The sequence below is a fragment of the Bradyrhizobium sp. in8p8 genome, assembly GCF_000426845.1.
GTDB classification, from domain to species: Bacteria; Pseudomonadota; Alphaproteobacteria; order Rhizobiales; family Xanthobacteraceae; genus Bradyrhizobium; species Bradyrhizobium japonicum_C.
The window spans coordinates 34615-50659 of sequence record NZ_AUGD01000010.1 but is presented as its reverse complement, the minus strand read 5'-3'; the positions used below and the strand labels follow the sequence as shown (position 1 = coordinate 50659).

General features: G+C 64.4%; 12 protein-coding genes. 9 read left to right on the top strand and 3 right to left on the bottom strand.

Annotation, left to right across the window (positions count from 1 at the left end; genetic code table 11):
- Nucleotides 1-75: 75 nt before the first annotated feature.
- From topA to K408_RS0124200, 7 genes are all read left to right on the top strand, one after another.
- Nucleotides 76-2814: a type I DNA topoisomerase gene (gene topA / locus K408_RS0124235; protein WP_024341083.1), complete on the top strand. Its 2739-nt coding sequence runs from the start codon at nucleotides 76-78 to the stop codon at nucleotides 2812-2814.
- Nucleotides 2815-2821: 7 nt separating this feature from the next.
- Nucleotides 2822-5185, top strand: a complete 2364-nt coding sequence (rnr, locus tag K408_RS0124230) for a ribonuclease R (RefSeq protein ID WP_024341082.1) — start codon at nucleotides 2822-2824, stop codon at nucleotides 5183-5185.
- Nucleotides 5179-5619 (top strand): DUF983 domain-containing protein, encoded by a 441-nt coding sequence (locus tag K408_RS0124225; protein ID WP_024341081.1) that lies wholly within the window; start codon nucleotides 5179-5181, stop codon nucleotides 5617-5619. The genes rnr and K408_RS0124225 overlap by 7 nt, the downstream gene beginning before the upstream one ends.
- A 34-nt stretch (nucleotides 5620-5653) precedes the next feature.
- Nucleotides 5654-6406 carry an NUDIX hydrolase gene (locus tag K408_RS0124220; RefSeq protein ID WP_024341080.1) on the top strand — a complete coding sequence of 251 codons (753 nt, stop codon included), beginning with the start codon at nucleotides 5654-5656 and terminating at the stop codon, nucleotides 6404-6406.
- A gap of 251 nt (nucleotides 6407-6657) precedes the next feature.
- On the top strand, nucleotides 6658-7983 hold the full coding sequence (locus K408_RS0124215) for an LLM class flavin-dependent oxidoreductase (protein ID WP_024341079.1): 1326 nt from the start codon (nucleotides 6658-6660) through the stop codon (nucleotides 7981-7983).
- Nucleotides 7984-8108: 125 nt separating this feature from the next.
- Nucleotides 8109-8276 carry a 50S ribosomal protein L33 gene (rpmG, locus tag K408_RS0124210; RefSeq protein WP_007603295.1) on the top strand — a complete coding sequence of 56 codons (168 nt, stop codon included), beginning with the start codon at nucleotides 8109-8111 and terminating at the stop codon, nucleotides 8274-8276.
- A gap of 253 nt (nucleotides 8277-8529) precedes the next feature.
- Entirely contained in the window at nucleotides 8530-9771 is a 1242-nt protein-coding gene (locus tag K408_RS0124200) for an acyltransferase family protein (protein ID WP_024341078.1), read from the top strand.
- Here K408_RS0124200 and K408_RS0124195 read toward each other — a convergent pair.
- Nucleotides 9743-9922, bottom strand: a complete 180-nt coding sequence (locus tag K408_RS0124195; RefSeq protein WP_155248601.1) for a hypothetical protein — start codon at nucleotides 9920-9922, stop codon at nucleotides 9743-9745. The genes K408_RS0124200 and K408_RS0124195 overlap by 29 nt on opposite strands.
- A 343-nt stretch (nucleotides 9923-10265) precedes the next feature.
- Here K408_RS0124195 and K408_RS0124190 point away from each other — a divergent pair, with 343 nt between their 5' ends.
- Nucleotides 10266-12200: an AI-2E family transporter gene (locus K408_RS0124190; protein ID WP_063828473.1), complete on the top strand. Its 1935-nt coding sequence runs from the start codon at nucleotides 10266-10268 to the stop codon at nucleotides 12198-12200.
- Between the two features lie 163 nt (nucleotides 12201-12363).
- On the opposite strand, the gene K408_RS0124185 is transcribed toward K408_RS0124190, so the two are convergent.
- On the bottom strand, nucleotides 12364-13602 hold the full coding sequence (locus K408_RS0124185; RefSeq protein ID WP_024341075.1) for an MFS transporter: 1239 nt from the start codon (nucleotides 13600-13602) through the stop codon (nucleotides 12364-12366).
- A gap of 129 nt (nucleotides 13603-13731) precedes the next feature.
- Here K408_RS0124185 and K408_RS0124180 point away from each other — a divergent pair, with 129 nt between their 5' ends.
- On the top strand, nucleotides 13732-14340 hold the full coding sequence (locus tag K408_RS0124180; RefSeq protein WP_024341074.1) for a TetR/AcrR family transcriptional regulator: 609 nt from the start codon (nucleotides 13732-13734) through the stop codon (nucleotides 14338-14340).
- 327 nt (nucleotides 14341-14667) lie between these two features.
- Here K408_RS0124180 and K408_RS0124175 read toward each other — a convergent pair whose 3' ends face one another.
- Nucleotides 14668-16041 carry a PleD family two-component system response regulator gene (locus tag K408_RS0124175; protein ID WP_024341073.1) on the bottom strand — a complete coding sequence of 458 codons (1374 nt, stop codon included), beginning with the start codon at nucleotides 16039-16041 and terminating at the stop codon, nucleotides 14668-14670.
- Nucleotides 16042-16045 lie beyond the last annotated feature (4 nt).

Here is a 16045-nt window from a genome sequence, read left to right as displayed (position 1 = left end):
ATGTTCGGGGCGAAACGGCCGACCCGAATCCTTTCGTTTTCGGCCCCATATTTTCCCGTAAGTTACTGGAACTACATGAATATCGTCATCGTGGAGTCGCCGGCGAAAGCCAAGACGATCAACAAGTATTTGGGCTCGTCCTATGAGGTTCTGGCCTCGTTCGGCCATGTCCGCGACCTGCCCGCGAAGAACGGCTCCGTCGATCCCGATGCCAATTTCAAGATGATCTGGGAGGTCGACCCCAAGGCGGCCGGCCGGCTCAACGAGATTGCCAAATCCTTGAAGGGTGCCGACCGCCTGATTCTCGCCACCGACCCCGATCGCGAGGGCGAGGCGATCTCCTGGCACGTGCTGGAGGTGTTGAAGGAAAAGCGCGCGCTGAAGGACCAGAAGGTCGAGCGGGTCGTCTTCAACGCCATCACCAAGCAGGCGGTGTCGGATGCGATGAAGCATCCGCGCCAGATCGACGGCGCGCTGGTCGACGCCTACATGGCGCGTCGCGCCCTTGATTACCTGGTCGGCTTCACCCTCTCCCCCGTGCTGTGGCGCAAGCTGCCGGGTGCCCGCTCGGCTGGCCGGGTGCAGTCGGTGGCACTGCGCCTCGTCTGCGACCGCGAGCTCGAGATCGAGAAATTCGTGCCGCGCGAATATTGGTCGCTGATCGCAACCCTGCTGACGCCGCGCGGCGATGCCTTCGAGGCCCGGCTCGTCGGCGCCGACGGCAAGAAGATCCAGCGCCTCGACATCGGCACCGGCGCCGAAGCCGAGGACTTCAAGAAGGCGCTGGAGGCCGCCAGCTACATCGTGACCGCGGTCGATGCCAAGCCCGCCCGCCGCAATCCGCAGGCGCCCTTCACCACCTCGACGCTGCAGCAGGAAGCCAGCCGCAAATACGGCTTTGCGCCGGCGCACACGATGCGCATCGCCCAGCGCCTCTATGAAGGCATCGACATCGGCGGCGAGACCACCGGACTCATTACTTATATGCGTACCGACGGCGTGCAGATCGATCCGTCCGCGATCACCCAGGCGCGCAAGGTGATCGGCGAGGATTACGGCAACGCCTACGTTCCCGATGCTCCCCGCCAATACCAGGCCAAGGCGAAGAACGCCCAGGAAGCGCACGAGGCGATCCGGCCGACCGACCTGTCCCGCCGCCCCGACAGCCTGAACCGCAGGCTCGATGCCGACCAGGCGAAGCTCTACGAGCTGATCTGGAAGCGCACCATCGCAAGCCAGATGGAGTCGGCCGAGCTCGAGCGCACCACGGTCGACATCACCGCGAAGGCAGGCTCCCGTACGCTGGAGCTGCGCGCCACCGGCCAGGTCGTCAAGTTCGACGGCTTCCTCGCGCTTTATCAAGAAGGCCGCGACGACGAGGAGGACGAGGATTCCCGCCGTCTGCCCGCGATGAGCCCAAACGACGCCCTGAAACGGCAGAGCTTGTCGGTCACCCAGCATTTCACCGAGCCCCCGCCGCGCTTCTCCGAGGCCTCCCTCGTCAAGCGCATGGAAGAGCTCGGCATCGGCCGGCCCTCGACCTACGCCTCGATCCTGCAGGTGCTGAAGGACCGCGGCTACGTCAAGCTGGAGAAGAAGCGTCTGCACGGCGAGGACAAGGGCCGCGTCGTGATCGCGTTCCTGGAGAGCTTCTTCAGCCGCTACGTCGAATACGATTTCACCGCCGCGCTGGAGGAGCAGCTCGACCGCATCTCCAACAACGAGATCTCTTGGCAGCAGGTGCTGAAGGATTTCTGGCGCGACTTCATCGGCGCGGTCGACGACATCAAGGATCTGCGCGTCGCCCAGGTGCTGGACGTGCTCGACGAGATGCTGGGGCCGCACATCTATCCGCCTCGCCCCGATGGCGGCGATGTCAGGCAATGCCCGAATTGCGGCACTGGCCGGCTCAACCTCAAGGCCGGCAAGTTCGGCGCCTTCGTCGGCTGCTCGAACTACCCGGAGTGCCGCTACACCCGTCAGCTCGCCGCCGACGGCGAGGCCACGGCCGACCGTTCGCTTGGCCAGGACCCTGAGACGGGTCGCGATGTCTGGGTCAAGGCCGGCCGCTTCGGCCCCTATATCCAGCTCGGCGAGCAGAAGGATTATGAGGAAGGGGAGAAGCCGAAGCGCGCGGGCATTCCGAAGGGCACTTCGCCCAGCGACGTCGACCTCGAGCTTGCGCTGAAGCTGCTGTCGCTGCCGCGCGAGATCGGCAAGCATCCGGAGACGGGTCTGCCAATCACCGCCGGCCTCGGCCGCTTCGGGCCGTTCGTCAAGCACGACAAGACCTATGCGAGTCTCGAAGCCGGCGACGAGGTGTTCGACATCGGGCTCAACCGCGCGGTGACGCTGATCGCCGAGAAGGCGGCGAAGGGCCCGAGCCGCCGCTTCGGTGCCGATCCAGGCAAGGCCATCGGCGATCATCCGACGCTCGGCACCGTTACGGTCAAGAGCGGCCGCTACGGACCCTACGTCACAGCCGGCGGCGTCAACGCGACGATTCCCGCCGAGTTCGAGAAGGACGCCATCACGCTGGCGCAGGCGATCGCGCTGATCGACGAGCGTGCGGCCAAGGGCGGCGGCAAGACCAAGGCGAAGAAGGCGGCCAAGCCGGCCAAGACCAAGAAGGCTGCAAACGGCGAGGATGCCTCGCCGAAGCCCAAGAAGCCGGCCGCCAAGAAAGCTGCGGCCAAAACCAAATCCGAATCCACCAGCAAGGCGCGCGCTGCCGTGTCGTCGACCGCGAAGACGTCGCCGACCAAAGCGGCCGCGACCAAGGCTCCGGCCAAAAAGAGTGCCGGCAAGAATTAGAGGTTAAGTGAAACGCAAGAATGACCTTGGCTTTCCCGACCGGAACGCCATCGTCGCCTTCATCAAGGCCAATCCGGGAAAGGTCGGAACTCGCGACATTGCGCGCGAGTTCGGCCTGAAGAATGCTGATCGCGCCGAGCTCAGGCGCATGCTGCGCGAGCTCGCCGACGACGGCATCATCAAGAAGAAGCGCCACAAGGTCTCCGAGCCGGAGGCGCTGCCGCCGACACTGCTTGCCGACATCACAGGCCGCGACAGTGACGGCGAATTGATCGCCTCGCCCGCCGAATGGGACGAGGTCGAGAGCGGCGAGCCACCAAAGATCCTGATCGAGATGCCGCGCAAGCCGAAGCCGGGCACCGCGGCCGGAATCGGCGACCGCGCCCTGCTGCGCGTCGAGCGATCCGACGAGACCGAAGGTCCGGCCTGGCGCGGCCGCATCATCAAGGTCATCGACAAGGCCAAGAGCCGCATTCTCGGCGTCTTCCGCAGCCTGCCTGAAGGCGGCGGCCGGCTCGTCGCCGTCGACAAGAAGTTCGCGGACCGCGAACTGAACATCGCCAAGACCGATACCCAGGGCGCGCAGGACGGCGATCTCGTGAGCGTCGACATCGTCCGCTCGCGCGGCTTCGGCCTCGCATCGGGCCGGGTCAAGGAAAAGCTCGGCTCGGTCAAGTCCGAGAAGGCGATCAGCCTGATCGCGATCTATGCTCACGACATCCCGCTGCAATTCTCGTCCGCGGCCGAGCGCGAGGCGGAAGCCGCCGAGCCCGCGAACCTGAAGGGGCGAGAAGACTGGCGCGACGTCCCGCTCATCACCATCGATCCGCCCGACGCCAAGGATCACGACGACGCGGTCCACGCGCAGCCCGATGACGATCCCAACAACAAGGGCGGCTTCATCGTCAACGTCGCCATCGCCGACGTGAGCTTCTACGTGCGGCCGGGCACCGCGCTCGATCGCGACGCGCTCGATCGCGGCAACTCGGTCTATTTTCCCGACCGCGTCGTGCCGATGCTGCCCGAGCGCATCTCCAACAATCTCTGCTCGCTGGTGCCGGGCGAGCCGCGCGGCGCGCTCGCGGTGCGGATGGTGCTCGGCCCCGACGGGCGGAAGCGTTCGCACAGCTTCCACCGCATCCTGATGCGCTCGGCGGCGAAGCTGAGCTACGCGCAGGCGCAGGCCGCGATCGACGGAAAGCCTGACGACACCACAGGCCCCCTGCTCGATCCGATTCTCAAGCCCCTCTATGCCGCTTACGCCTGCGCCAGGCGGGCGCGCGACGAGCGCGATCCGCTCAACCTCGATCTCCCCGAGCGAAAAATTCTCTTGAAGAGCGACGGCACGGTCGACCGCGTCGTCGTGCCGGAACGCCTCGATGCGCACAAGCTGATCGAGGAGTTCATGATCCTCGCCAACGTCGCCGCGGCGGAGATGCTGGAGAAGAAGTCGCTCCCGCTGATCTACCGCGTCCACGACGAGCCGACGCTGGAAAAGGTCCATGCGCTCGCAGAGTTCCTGGAGACGCTGGACGTCCCATTCACGAAGTCAGGCGCGCTGCGCCCGACGCTGTTCAACCGCGTGCTGGCCCAGCTCGAAGGCCATGACTATTACCCGCTGGTGAGCGAGGTCGTGCTGCGCGCCCAGGCCCAGGCGGAGTACTCTTCCGAAAATTACGGGCATTTCGGCCTGAACCTGCGCCGCTATGCGCACTTCACCTCGCCCATCCGCCGCTACGCCGACCTTGTCGTGCACCGTGCACTGGTCCGCGCGCTCGGCCTCGGCGAAGGCGCCCTGCCCGACAGCGAGACGCCGGAATCTCTCGGCGAGGTCGCCGCGCATATTTCGCTGACCGAACGGCGCGCGATGAAGGCGGAGCGCGAGACCGTCGACCGGCTCATCGCGCATCACCTCGCCGACCGCATCGGCGCCAGCTTCCAGGGTCGCGTTTCGGGCGTCACCCGCGCCGGCCTTTTCGTCAAGCTGAGCGAGACCGGCGCCGATGGTCTGATCCCGATCAGATCCCTCGGCACGGAATATTTCAACTATGACGAGAGCCGCCATGCACTGGTCGGCACGCGAAGCGGGACCATGTATCAGCTCGGCGACGTCGTCGACGTCCGTCTGGTCGAAGCGGCTCCCATCGCCGGCGCACTGCGGTTCGAGCTGCTGTCGTCGGAGAGCGAGGGCGGCCCGCGCACGCGCGGATCTTTCCGCCCGCAGCGCAAGCCATCAAAAGCTCATCCCGGACGCAGCCCGGAGAAAAAACGCAAGCCGGAGAAGCAAAAGCCTGCCAAAGGCAAGAAGGCCAAAGGAAACCGGGCCAAAAGGAAGAACAAGAGCAAAGGACAGAAGGGCAAGGCATGGTGATGATCAGCACGGCGCCAAAGATCTGGACGCGCGAGACGGGTCTCGTCGAGCAGCGCGACCTGTGGACGGCGATGAAGCGCGGCTTTCGCGGCCGCTGCCCGCGCTGCGGCGAGGGAAAGCTGTTCCGTGCTTTCCTGAAGACGGCAGATCATTGCGCCAAATGCGAGCTCGACTTCACGCCGCACCGCGCCGACGATCTGCCCGCCTATCTCGTCATCGTCATCGTCGGCCACATCGTGGTGCCGGCCATCCTCTGGATCGAGACCAACTATTCGACGCCGGTCTGGCTCAGCTTCGCGGCCTATCTGCCCTTCACCTTCATCGCCTCGCTCGCACTGTTGCAGCCGGTAAAAGGAGCTGTGGTCGGCTTGCAATGGGCTCTGCGCATGCACGGGTTTGACGAGAACCCTCCGGATGGTATTCCGCCTGTGTAAGCAACAAGCAAGAAAACGGGTTTTGGGTGAGGACATGACGGATATTTCGCAGGCCGAGGAGAAAACCAGGGTTCACGAGGAGAAGGAAGCCGATCACCATCCCTACTTCCGCCCGAGGGATGCGGCGACACTGATCCTGGTCGATCGCAGCGGCACCACCCCGAAAGTGCTGGTCGGCAAGCGGCACGACAAGGTCGTGTTCATGCCCGGCAAGTTCGTCTTTCCGGGCGGACGCGTCGACAAGGCCGATTATCGCGTGCCCTGTGCCGCCCCCATCACGCCCGAGCTGGAGGCCAATCTCGCCAAGGGCAGCCCGAAGACGCCGGCTTCGCGCGCGAAGTCCCTCGCCATTGCCGCGATCCGCGAGGCCTGCGAGGAGACCGGCCTCTGCCTCGGCCGCAAGGCCGAAGGCAAGGTGACAAAGCTCGAGGGCCCCTGGAGGCCGTTCGCCGATGCCGGCCTCCTGCCCGATCCTTCCAGCCTGTTCCTGATCGCGCGGGCGATCACCCCGCCGGGCCGGGTCAAGCGCTTCGACACGCGCTTCTTCACCGCCGATGCCTCCGCAATCACCCATCGCGTCGAGGGGGTGATCCATGCCGATGCCGAGCTGGTGGAGCTGGTCTGGGTCGAGCTCGGCTCAAAGCCGCTCGCCGATCTGCATCCGATGACGCGCAACGTGCTCAACGAGCTCGACACCCGCCTTGCCACCGGCCCGCTTCGTCATGATGCGCCGGTGCCGTTCTTCCATTTCTACGGCGGCAAGATGCAGAAGGATGTGTTGAGCTGACGCTGACATTGCGGAGGCACGGCTCCCTCCTCCGTCATTCCGGGGCGCGCGTAGCGCGAGCCCGGAATCCATTCCTCCACTGTCTCCGCGGTTCGATGGATTCCGGGCTCGCCGCTGCGCGGCGCCCCGGAATGACGTGAATTTGCTGAGCGCGCATCCAAAAACAAAATAATCTTTCCACCCCCGCCAATGGCGGAGTTCCGCCGCGTCCCTATGTCTTTCCGAACGGCACCAAGAACGGACACCGGGCGATGGCACAACGGCAACTCAAGCTTGGCGCGTTCATGCGCCCGATCAGCATCCACACCGGCGCCTGGCGCTATCCCGGAGCCTGGCCCGACGCCAATTTCAACTTCTCGCGCATCAAGCAGCTGATCCAAAAGCTCGAGGCCGGCAAGTTCGACGCCTTCTTCATGGCCGATCACCTCGCCGTGCTGAACATGCCGATCGATGCGCTCAAGCGAAGCCACACCGTGACCTCGTTCGAGCCGTTCACGCTGCTGTCGGCACTCTCGGCGGTCACCGAGCGCATCGGCCTGATCGCGACAGGCTCCACCACCTTCGACGAGCCCTATCACGTCGCGCGCCGCTTCGCCTCGCTCGATCATCTCAGCGGCGGGCGTGCGGGGTGGAATATCGTCACCACCTCCAACCCGGACGCGGCGCTCAATTTCGGTCTCGACGACCACATGGAGCACGCCGAGCGCTACAGGCGCGCCCGCGAGTTCTACGACGTCGTCACTGGCCTCTGGGATTCCTTCGCCGATGATGCCTTCGTGCGCGATGTCGAGAGCGGGCTGTTCTTCGATCCCGCGAAGATGCATACGCTCGACCACAAGGGCAAATATCTGAAGGTTCGCGGCCCTCTCAACATCGCCCGACCCGTGCAGGGCTGGCCCGTGATCGTGCAGGCCGGCGCCTCCGAAGACGGCAAGCAGCTCGCGGCCGAGACCGCGGAAGCCGTCTTCACCGGCGGCGGCAGCCTCGCCGACGGCCAAAAACTCTATGCCGACATCAAGCGCCGCATGGAGAAGGCCGGCCGTGATCCCGAGCATCTCAAGATCCTCCCCGGCGCCTTCGTCGTGGTCGGCGACAGCGTGGATGAGGCCAGGGAAAAGCGCGCGCTGCTCGACAGCCGCGTGCATTACGACAGCGCCATCGCTTCGCTCTCGGTGATCCTGGGCACCGACGCCTCCGGCTTCGATCCCGATGGCCCTCTCCCCGCGATTCCCGAGACCAACGCCAGCAAGAGCGGCCGCCAGCGCATGGTCGATCTCGCCACGCGCGAAAAGCTCACCGTGCGCCAGCTCGCCCAGCGTGTCGGCGGCTATGGCGGCCTGTCCTTCGTCGGCACTGCCAAGACCATCGCCGACCAGATGGAGGAATGGCTGGTCGGGCGCGGCTCGGACGGCTTCAACATCATGTTCCCGTTCCTGCCCGCCGGCCTCGACGATTTCGTCGACAAGGTCGTCCCGGAGCTGCAGCGCCGCGGCATTTTCCGGAAGGAGTATGAAGGGGCCACTTTGAGGGAGAATCTGGGCCTGCCGCGGCCGAAAAATCGCTTCTTCGAGGCCTAATGGGCCCGTTTCGGGTGCTTTTCCGGGTGTAAAACCTTGACATCAGGCGGTTTCTGGCTAGGTTGCCGGCCAACGCGGGCCGTTTGGCCGGCTCCAGATTCCCCTGATATTCTGAGGTACAGAACATGGCCAAAGCGGTCACCATCAAGGTCAAGCTCGTGTCCTCGGCCGACACCGGCTTCTACTACGTCGCCAAGAAGAACTCGCGCACCATGACCGACAAGCTGGTCAAGAAGAAGTACGATCCGGTTGCGCGCAAGCACGTCGAATTCCGCGAAGCCAAGATCAAGTAAGATCGCGGGACGTTGAAGACTTTGACGGGGCCCTCTGGGCCCCGTTTTCATTTTCTCCGCAGCGTGTCTCGGACGCGCTGCCGCTTGCAAGGCTGCTGGCGGAGCCGCGGGCTACTGCGGGCTTCCGGCTACGGACACCCTGCTCTCCATGATCGGTGCTTGGCGGGCGAAGCGAGTGTGACCCGCCTCGCAGAGCACCTCGACCGGATTCAATATCTCGAACGGGATCGTTGCATGAATCTGGTCCATTGCCGTGAAAAGCCATTTGCCCCTGCTGGATCCGCTGCGCTTCGGCGCTGCGCTTGGCGTCGCCGTCTTTCACCAGATGTTCTGGTCCTGGGCCTGGGTCTCGATCGGCGTCCCGGGCTTCGAGCGCTACGTCGCCGCCGATGTCCTCTACCCGTCTGCCGCGCCCTTCACATGGTTCGGCTGGGTCGGCGTCGAAATCTTTTTCGTCATCTCTGGTTTCGTCATCGCCAATTCCGCGGCTCAATCCTCGCCGGGCGGCTTTCTTCTGGGCCGTGCGCTCCGGCTTTATCCGGCGGTCTGGGTGTGCGCCACTGCGACGTTTCTCGTCCTGCTTCTCTTCGGCAGCGGACCCGTCTCCGAAATCACCCAGCCCTACATCCACGCCATGCTGATGGTGCCCAAGGGCGTCACGGGCCATTGGCTTGACGAGGTCTATTGGACGCTGGCGGCCGAGATCGCGTTCTATGGTCTCGTGTTTTGCGCGATGCTCACGAAGAGGATCACTCTGCGGCACCTCGCCTTCGGCCTCACCATCTACAGCGCACTGTTCAACGCGGTCGCGCTGGCGGTGCTGTCATGCACGACGCCATCCGACCTGCCTTATCTCGTCATCCTGATGTTTCGGGTGCCATGCGCGGCGTTTCTGTTGACGCATGGCTGCTTCTTTGCGCTGGGGATCTGGCTGTTCATTCTCTCGAACAGGCAATTGACTGCGCTGGAGCAGGTCGCCGTCGCCGTCGCCTGTCTTTCAGGCGCGGCGGAGATCTACTTCTTTGCATCTTTCCTTCTGACGTCCATACCCGCGATCGCCGATCAATCGGCGCTCGTGCCGATCATGGTTTGGGCGGCCGCGGTGCTGCTCATTGCGCTTGCCGCAAACCGCAACAGACGGTTCGCCGGCATCGCTTCCCCTGAGGCACCTGCCTATCTGAGAACGCTTGGGCTGATCACCTATCCGCTCTATCTCACCCACAACGTCATCGGCGCGGCGGTCATTCGTGCATTGGTCGACGCCGGTCTCGATGCGACCTCTGCGCTTTGGATCGCACTTGCCATGCTCATCCTGGTCTGCTGGTTCATTTGCGCGAAGATCGAGCCGGCCGTCAGGTCCGCACTGATGCAAATCCTTTCGCGCTTCGGAAAGCTGCCGCAGAGACACCCGGTAACGCGCCGCCCTGCGTTCGCCCGGGGGCTTCGCCTTCCGCTGCCCGTCTCGGTCAAGGTGAAGGTAGCGGCAGCGGCGTAATGACAATGGTGAGCCGCCCGGGCGACGCGTTTGCAGCGCATCCGCCATGCGCCCAGGGGCCGAATGCGACCGGCCCGATGCCGACGGCGAGACCAATCGCGACGCCGATGCGCCAGGCCATCGCGTAGGATTCGAGCGCGTCGTACAGCACCCCCGCCTCCATGAGCGCCGCGGAAGCTGCCGATCGAGTGGCCCTGGATCATCGCCTGGCCACGCCGCCCCCCGGCGCAAGCGAGGTGGCGCATCGCGCCATTTCATAGCTCACAGGAACCTTTTCAGGGCAGGAGCGGTTGGCGTGCGATAGCGCGCGACCGGAGTAACGGCCGCCGCCATGAAGACCGCGCGGACTAGTGCCCTGGGCGGCTGTCCTATGCAGCCTCGTCCTGGCCCCTCGCAGCTGAAATCAGTGAGCGCTCAGTCCACGGCGGGACAGGAACAGCAAAATGAGGCCCGTAGCGAGACAGCCCTTCAAGCCACGCACCACCGAAGAGCTGATGGCGCTGCTGAGTGCAGTAGCGACCGGGATTCTGACCGTCATCATTATCTCGATGCTCTATTTCGGTCGAGACATCTTCGTGCCCGTTGCGCTGGCTATTCTTCTCAGCTTCGTGCTGGCGCCGCTGGTCGGAATATTGCAGCGGATCCATGTCCCGCGGGGACTGGCAGTCGTGAGCGTGGTTGTCGTTGCGTTTATGCTGATCTTCGCGATCGGCAGCCTTCTCGCCACTCAACTGACGCAACTCGCCGGTGACCTGCCCCGATATCAATCGACGATCAGCGACAAGATCCAGGCATTCCGGGATACCAAGGCCGGGAGGGGCACGCTGGAGCGTGCTTCCGATATGCTGAAGGATCTCAGCGAGGAGCTTGATAAACCGAAAGACGCGCCATCCGCGCCGAGGACCGGCATTGTCCCCGGCTCAAATGCCTCCCCGCCACCGGTCCCAGTCGAGGTACGCCAGCCTGATCCCGGCGCGTTGGAGAGTCTGCGAACCCTGATTTCTCCGCTCATTCATCCGCTCGCTACCACCGGCATCATCATCATTTTCGTCATATTCATTCTCATTCAGCGCGAGGATCTTCGGAATCGCTTCATTCGGCTGGCGGGCTCGCTGGATCTGCAGCGTACGACCGCTGCGTTGGACGATGCAGCGAGCCGCCTCAGCAAGCTGTTTCTGACCCAACTCATCCTGAACGGCGCATTCGGCGTGGTGATCGGCACCGGCCTCTGGTTCATCGGAATTCCCAGCGCGATCCTTTGGGGCATCCTCGCGGCCGCGCTTCGCTTCGTCCCTTATGTCGGCGCCGTTATCGCTGCCGCATTCCCGCTGGCGCTCGCGGTCGCCATCGATCCCGGCTGGTCGATGCTGCTTTGGACTCTCGCTCTATTTCTTGTCGTTGAACCGCTCGTGGGCCATGTCATCGAGCCGATGGTTTACGGCCGCAGCACAGGGCTTTCCCCCGTTGCCGTGGTCGCGTCGGCAACGTTCTGGACGGCGCTCTGGGGACCAATCGGGCTCGTCCTCGCGACCCCCCTCACGATCTGCCTCGTGGTTTTGGGGCGGCATGTGGAGCGATTGGAATTCCTCGACGTCATGTTTGGAGACCGACCGGCGCTTTCTCCGCCGGAAATGTTCTATCAGCGGATGCTGGCGGGGGATCCGACCGAAGCGGCCGAAAAGGCCGAGGAGTTTCTGAAAGAGCGTTCGCTGGCTTCGTACTATGATGAGGTCGCCCTGAAGGGTTTGCACTTGGCGCAAGCCGACGTGGAGCGCAATGCGCTTGACCAGGAACGTCTCATGAAGATTCGAGATGCCGTCAGCGAGTTTGTCGCCGATCTTGCCGATCAGGACGACCGGCCGCCCCCGAGGAGTAGTTCCACCACTGATGCTGAAGCATCATCCGCGGTCGAAGGCATTGCCGAGAATGCGGCCAATGAACGCTTGCCTTACCTGCGTAGCGAAACGCTACCGCCGGATTGGCAGGGTGAACACCCTGTCCTGTGTGTGGCCGGACGCACCCTGATCGATGAGGCGGCCGCGATCATGCTGGCTCAGCTCTCGACTGAGCACGGCCTCGCTGCGCGAGTCGAAGGCGCAGCATCGCTTTCCACGACGAATGTCTTTCGCCTGGATACAACGGGCGTTGCGATTGTCTGCTTGGTCTACCTCGATGCCCGCGCTGCGGCACACATGCGGTACTCCGTCCGGCGTCTGAGGCGGAAACTGCCGAAGGCAACCATCATCCTGGGCTGCTGGGTCAACGACATTGACCAGGCCGCCATGGAATTGTTGCGGACAGGCGCCAAAGCTGACCTCATTGCGACGAGCATCGGTGAGGCCGTTAGGCTGTGCATCGAAGCGACAGGGATAACGGAACAGGGGCACGAAGCCCCCGGGCAGGACAAGCCCACAACGGCTGCGGCGTGAGATTCTCATCGCGGCTGTCGATGTTTCGCGTCTCCCTGGCGCACTCGGCAACGTCCCGACCGTTGGCTTCCCGGTCAAGTGAATATCGGTTGGCAACGCCGCGCTTCAGCATCAGGCCCTCGCTGCGGAGCGCAGCTCCGCAGGCGACCCAACCCTCTTCCTGCTAGGCCGTCCGCAGCACCGGGGCCGGCGGTTGCGACGGCCGGATCAGCGCGAACGCCACCTGCACGATGCCGCCGGCAAGGCCGAGCGCGACGCCGATGCGCCAGGCCATGGTGTAGGAGCCGAGCGCGTCGTAGAGCAGCCCGCCACCATAGGCACCGAGGAAGCTGCCGATCTGGTGGCTCATGAAGGCAAGGCCCTGGATCATCGCCTGCCAGCGCAGGCCGAACATTTCGGCGACGGCGCCCGCGACGAGCGGGCCGACGCCCATCCAGAGGAAGCCCATGATCGCTCCGAACAGAAGCGTCGAGAACGGACTGGCCGGCAGCGTGAAATACCAGGCCAGCGCGAGCGAGCGCAGGATGTAGATCGCGCCCAATAGCGCCAGCTTGTTCCAGCGCTGGCCGGCCCAGCCGAAGAACAGCGAGCCCAGCACGTTGAAGCCGCCGATCATGCCGAGCGTCTGCGCGCTGAGCATCGGATCGAGGCCGCAGATCGCCAGATATGACGGCAGATGCGTGGTGAGAAACACAAGCTGCATGCCGCAGACGAGATAGGCGCAGGTCATCACGACGAAGGACGCGTTGCCGAACGCTGTCTTCGCCGCGATCGCAGCCGTGGCATCGCCGAGGTCGGCGGCGGCGGGCTTCGGCAGCGGGATTTTGTCGACGCGCCCGGCATACCACGCGGCCGGGATCATCAGCAGCGACATGACGACGAAACCGGCAAGCCCGACGCGCCAGCCAAAGCCCTCGTTGAGCATCTGTCCGATCGGCGCCGACAACAGCGCGCCGAGCGAGCCCGCGCCGGAGACGATGCCCAGCACGGTCGAGCGCACGGTCTCCGGCACTGCGCGCGCCGCCACCGACATCGCGATCGCCGCGGCGGTGCAGGCCATCGAGGTGCCGATCAGCACGCCGGCGCCGATCATGATGCTGACGAGCCCGTTCGCCGTTGCCATCAGCACGAGGCCTGCGATGTACATCAGTGCGCCCACGATCATGATCGGGCGGAAGCCGTAACGCACGGTGAGTGCGCCGGCGGGGGGCTGCAGGAAGCCCCAGGCAAGGTTTTGCACGGCCAGTGCCAGCGTGAAATCCGAGATCGAAATATGGATGTCATGCGTCAGCGGCTGCATGAAGATGCCGAGCGACTGCCGCAACCCCATGCTCAGCGTCAGCATGACCGAGGCACCGATCAGGATGGGCAAGGTCGGGCGCAGGACCTGCAGCAGGGGCATTTTCTTCTCCCTTTTGGGCACGGCGCAATTGCCGTCGTCTGCTGTTGCCACCGATTTTGGTTACACAGACCTGTTTACTTAGGCTATGGTTGGATGTTGCTGTCAAGCGAACAGGACGCCTTCCGCTGCATGGCTCCCCCGCCCGCCCCACAGACGATGAAAGAGCGGATCCTCGAGACCGCCGACAAGCTGTTCTATCTGCAAGGAATTCGCGCCATCGGTGTGGATACCATCGCGGCCGAGATCGGCATCTCCAAGCGTACGCTCTACAATCACTTCCCCTCCAAGGATGCGCTGATCGCGGCCTATCTCGAGCGCCGCTTCGTTCACGCACGCCCCTCCGACAAGCCCCCCGCCGAGCAGATCCTCGCGACGTTTGATTCGCTGGAGCGGCGTTTTGCAGCCAAGGATTTTCGCGGTTGCCCGTTCGTGAATGCGGTGGCCGAGCTCGGCCCTCAGGACCTCGCCGTGAAGAAGATCGCGATCGCCTTCAAGGAAAGCCGACGCCTCTGGTTTCGCGACCGCCTGAGCGAGCTCGGTGTTGCCAATGCGGATGCACTGGCAACGCAGCTCGTGCTGCTCGTCGACGGCTCCATCGCGCAAGATCTGGTGCGCGATGATCCGGCCATGGCGCGCGCGGCCAAGGAAGCGGCGAAGGTGTTGTTGCGGAATGCGGGCGTGGATGTGTCGGATGGTGCGGAGAGGCCGGCGGCATCAGGTAAGCGCGCGCCCCGATAAAAGCTGTCGCCGCCAATTCGGTGTCATCGGCCGCGAAAGCGGGTGATCCAATATTCCAGAGACGGTCGTCATTGAACCGAGAGGCCGCGGCGTACTGGATTCCCCGTCTTCGCAGGGAGCGACAGCGGGATTCCTGGAAGTACCCGAGCGTCGCAATGAGCATCGCCACAGGCACGTCCCGACCCTACCAGCATGCTCCTGTTTTGCCCGACAGGTCAAACGGCGCCGCTGCCGGCGCAATCTGTCCTGCCCCCCGCGCAAGTCCTTGATCCGGCTGGCGCCGGCTACTGTGCATGGGGTTGTTTTTGAGTTTCGGGCCGCGGCCGCTCAGGCCGCCTGCGAGACCACGCGGTTACGGCCGTCGTGCTTGGCCCGATACAGCGCGGTGTCGGCGCGCTTGAGGACGTCGGCGACCGCCTCGCCCTTCCGCTCCAGCGTGGTGAGGCCGATCGAGATCGTGACCTCGATGCGCTTGGCGCCCTTGTGGATCGCGAACGGCTCGCCGGCGATCGAGCGGCGCAAACGCTCGGCGACCATGCCGGCGACGTGCAAATCGGTCTCCGGCATCACGATGACGAATTCCTCGCCACCGTAGCGGCAGGCCAGGTCGATGCCGCGGATCGACTTGCGCACCCGCACCGCGAACTCGCGCAGCACGTCGTCGCCGGCGTCATGGCCGTAATTGTCGTTGATCGATTTGAAGTAATCGATGTCGAGGATCATCAGGGCCAGCGGCTTGCCGCGGATGGAGGCCTGCTCGGCGAGAGTCGCCAGATGGCTCTCCATGTAGCGGCGATTGTGCAGACCGGTGAGCGCGTCGGTGATCGCCATCTCGATCGAGTTCTGCACGTTGTCGCGCAAGTGATCGGTGTAGCGGCGGCGGCGGATCTGGGTGCGGGCCCGGGCCAGGAGTTCGGTCTTGTCGATCGGGCGCAGCAGGTAGTCGTTGACGCCGATCTCCAGACCGCGCAGCAGCCGCGTCGAGTTCTCGGGGTCGGCTATCGCGAGGATCGGCACGTGCCGGGTGCGCTCCAGCGAGCGCGCCTGGCTGCAGAGGCGGAGGCCGTCGAAATTGTTGAGGTCGAGCGAGACGATCAGCAGGTCGTAATTGCCCTCGGCGGCGTGGAACAGCGCTTCCGTCGGATTCGGCTCGACGTCGATGGTGTGCTCGGCGGCGAGGATCGTCGCCAGCCGCTCGTAGGAGGACTCGCGGTCGTCGACCAGCAGGATGCGGCCGCCCTTGCCGGTGTCGGCCACGGCGCTGCGCTCGGGCGCCTGCATGCCGATCTCGAGCGAGGTGATCGCGCGCATGCGCAATTCGTCCGTCATCATCTTCAGCCGCGTCAGCGAGCGCACCCGCGCAATCAGCACGACGTCGGACACCGGCTTGGTGAGGAAATCGTCGGCGCCGGCTTCGAGACCACGGTTGCGGTCGGCGGGGCTGTCGAGCGCCGTTACCATGACGACGGGAATGTGATGCGTAGCCGGATCGGTCTTGAGGCGGCGGCAGACTTCGAAACCGTCCATGTCCGGCATCATCACGTCGAGCAGGATGATGTCGCACTCGGCGCGATGACAGATCGCCAGCGCCTCGGTGCCGTTCGAGGCGGTCATCACGTCAAAATATTCAGCGGACAGGCGGGCTTCGAGCAGCTTGACGTTGGCAGGAACGTCATCGACGACCAGGATACGCGCGGACACTGTG

What these genes read in the sequence shown, in the direction of transcription:
- K408_RS0124185 (WP_024341075.1), bottom strand. Translation starts at nt 13,602, where the DNA reads ATGCCCCTGCTGCAGGTCCTGCGCCCGACCTTGCCCATCCTGATCGGT.
- rpmG (WP_007603295.1), top strand. Translation starts at nt 8,109, where the DNA reads ATGGCCAAAGCGGTCACCATCAAGGTCAAGCTCGTGTCCTCGGCCGAC.
- K408_RS0124225 (WP_024341081.1), top strand. Translation starts at nt 5,179, where the DNA reads ATGGTGATGATCAGCACGGCGCCAAAGATCTGGACGCGCGAGACGGGT.
- K408_RS0124190 (WP_063828473.1), top strand. Translation starts at nt 10,266, where the DNA reads ATGGCGCTGCTGAGTGCAGTAGCGACCGGGATTCTGACCGTCATCATT.
- K408_RS0124215 (WP_024341079.1), top strand. Translation starts at nt 6,658, where the DNA reads ATGGCACAACGGCAACTCAAGCTTGGCGCGTTCATGCGCCCGATCAGC.
- K408_RS0124220 (WP_024341080.1), top strand. Translation starts at nt 5,654, where the DNA reads ATGACGGATATTTCGCAGGCCGAGGAGAAAACCAGGGTTCACGAGGAG.
- topA (WP_024341083.1), top strand. Translation starts at nt 76, where the DNA reads ATGAATATCGTCATCGTGGAGTCGCCGGCGAAAGCCAAGACGATCAAC.
- K408_RS0124180 (WP_024341074.1), top strand. Translation starts at nt 13,732, where the DNA reads ATGGCTCCCCCGCCCGCCCCACAGACGATGAAAGAGCGGATCCTCGAG.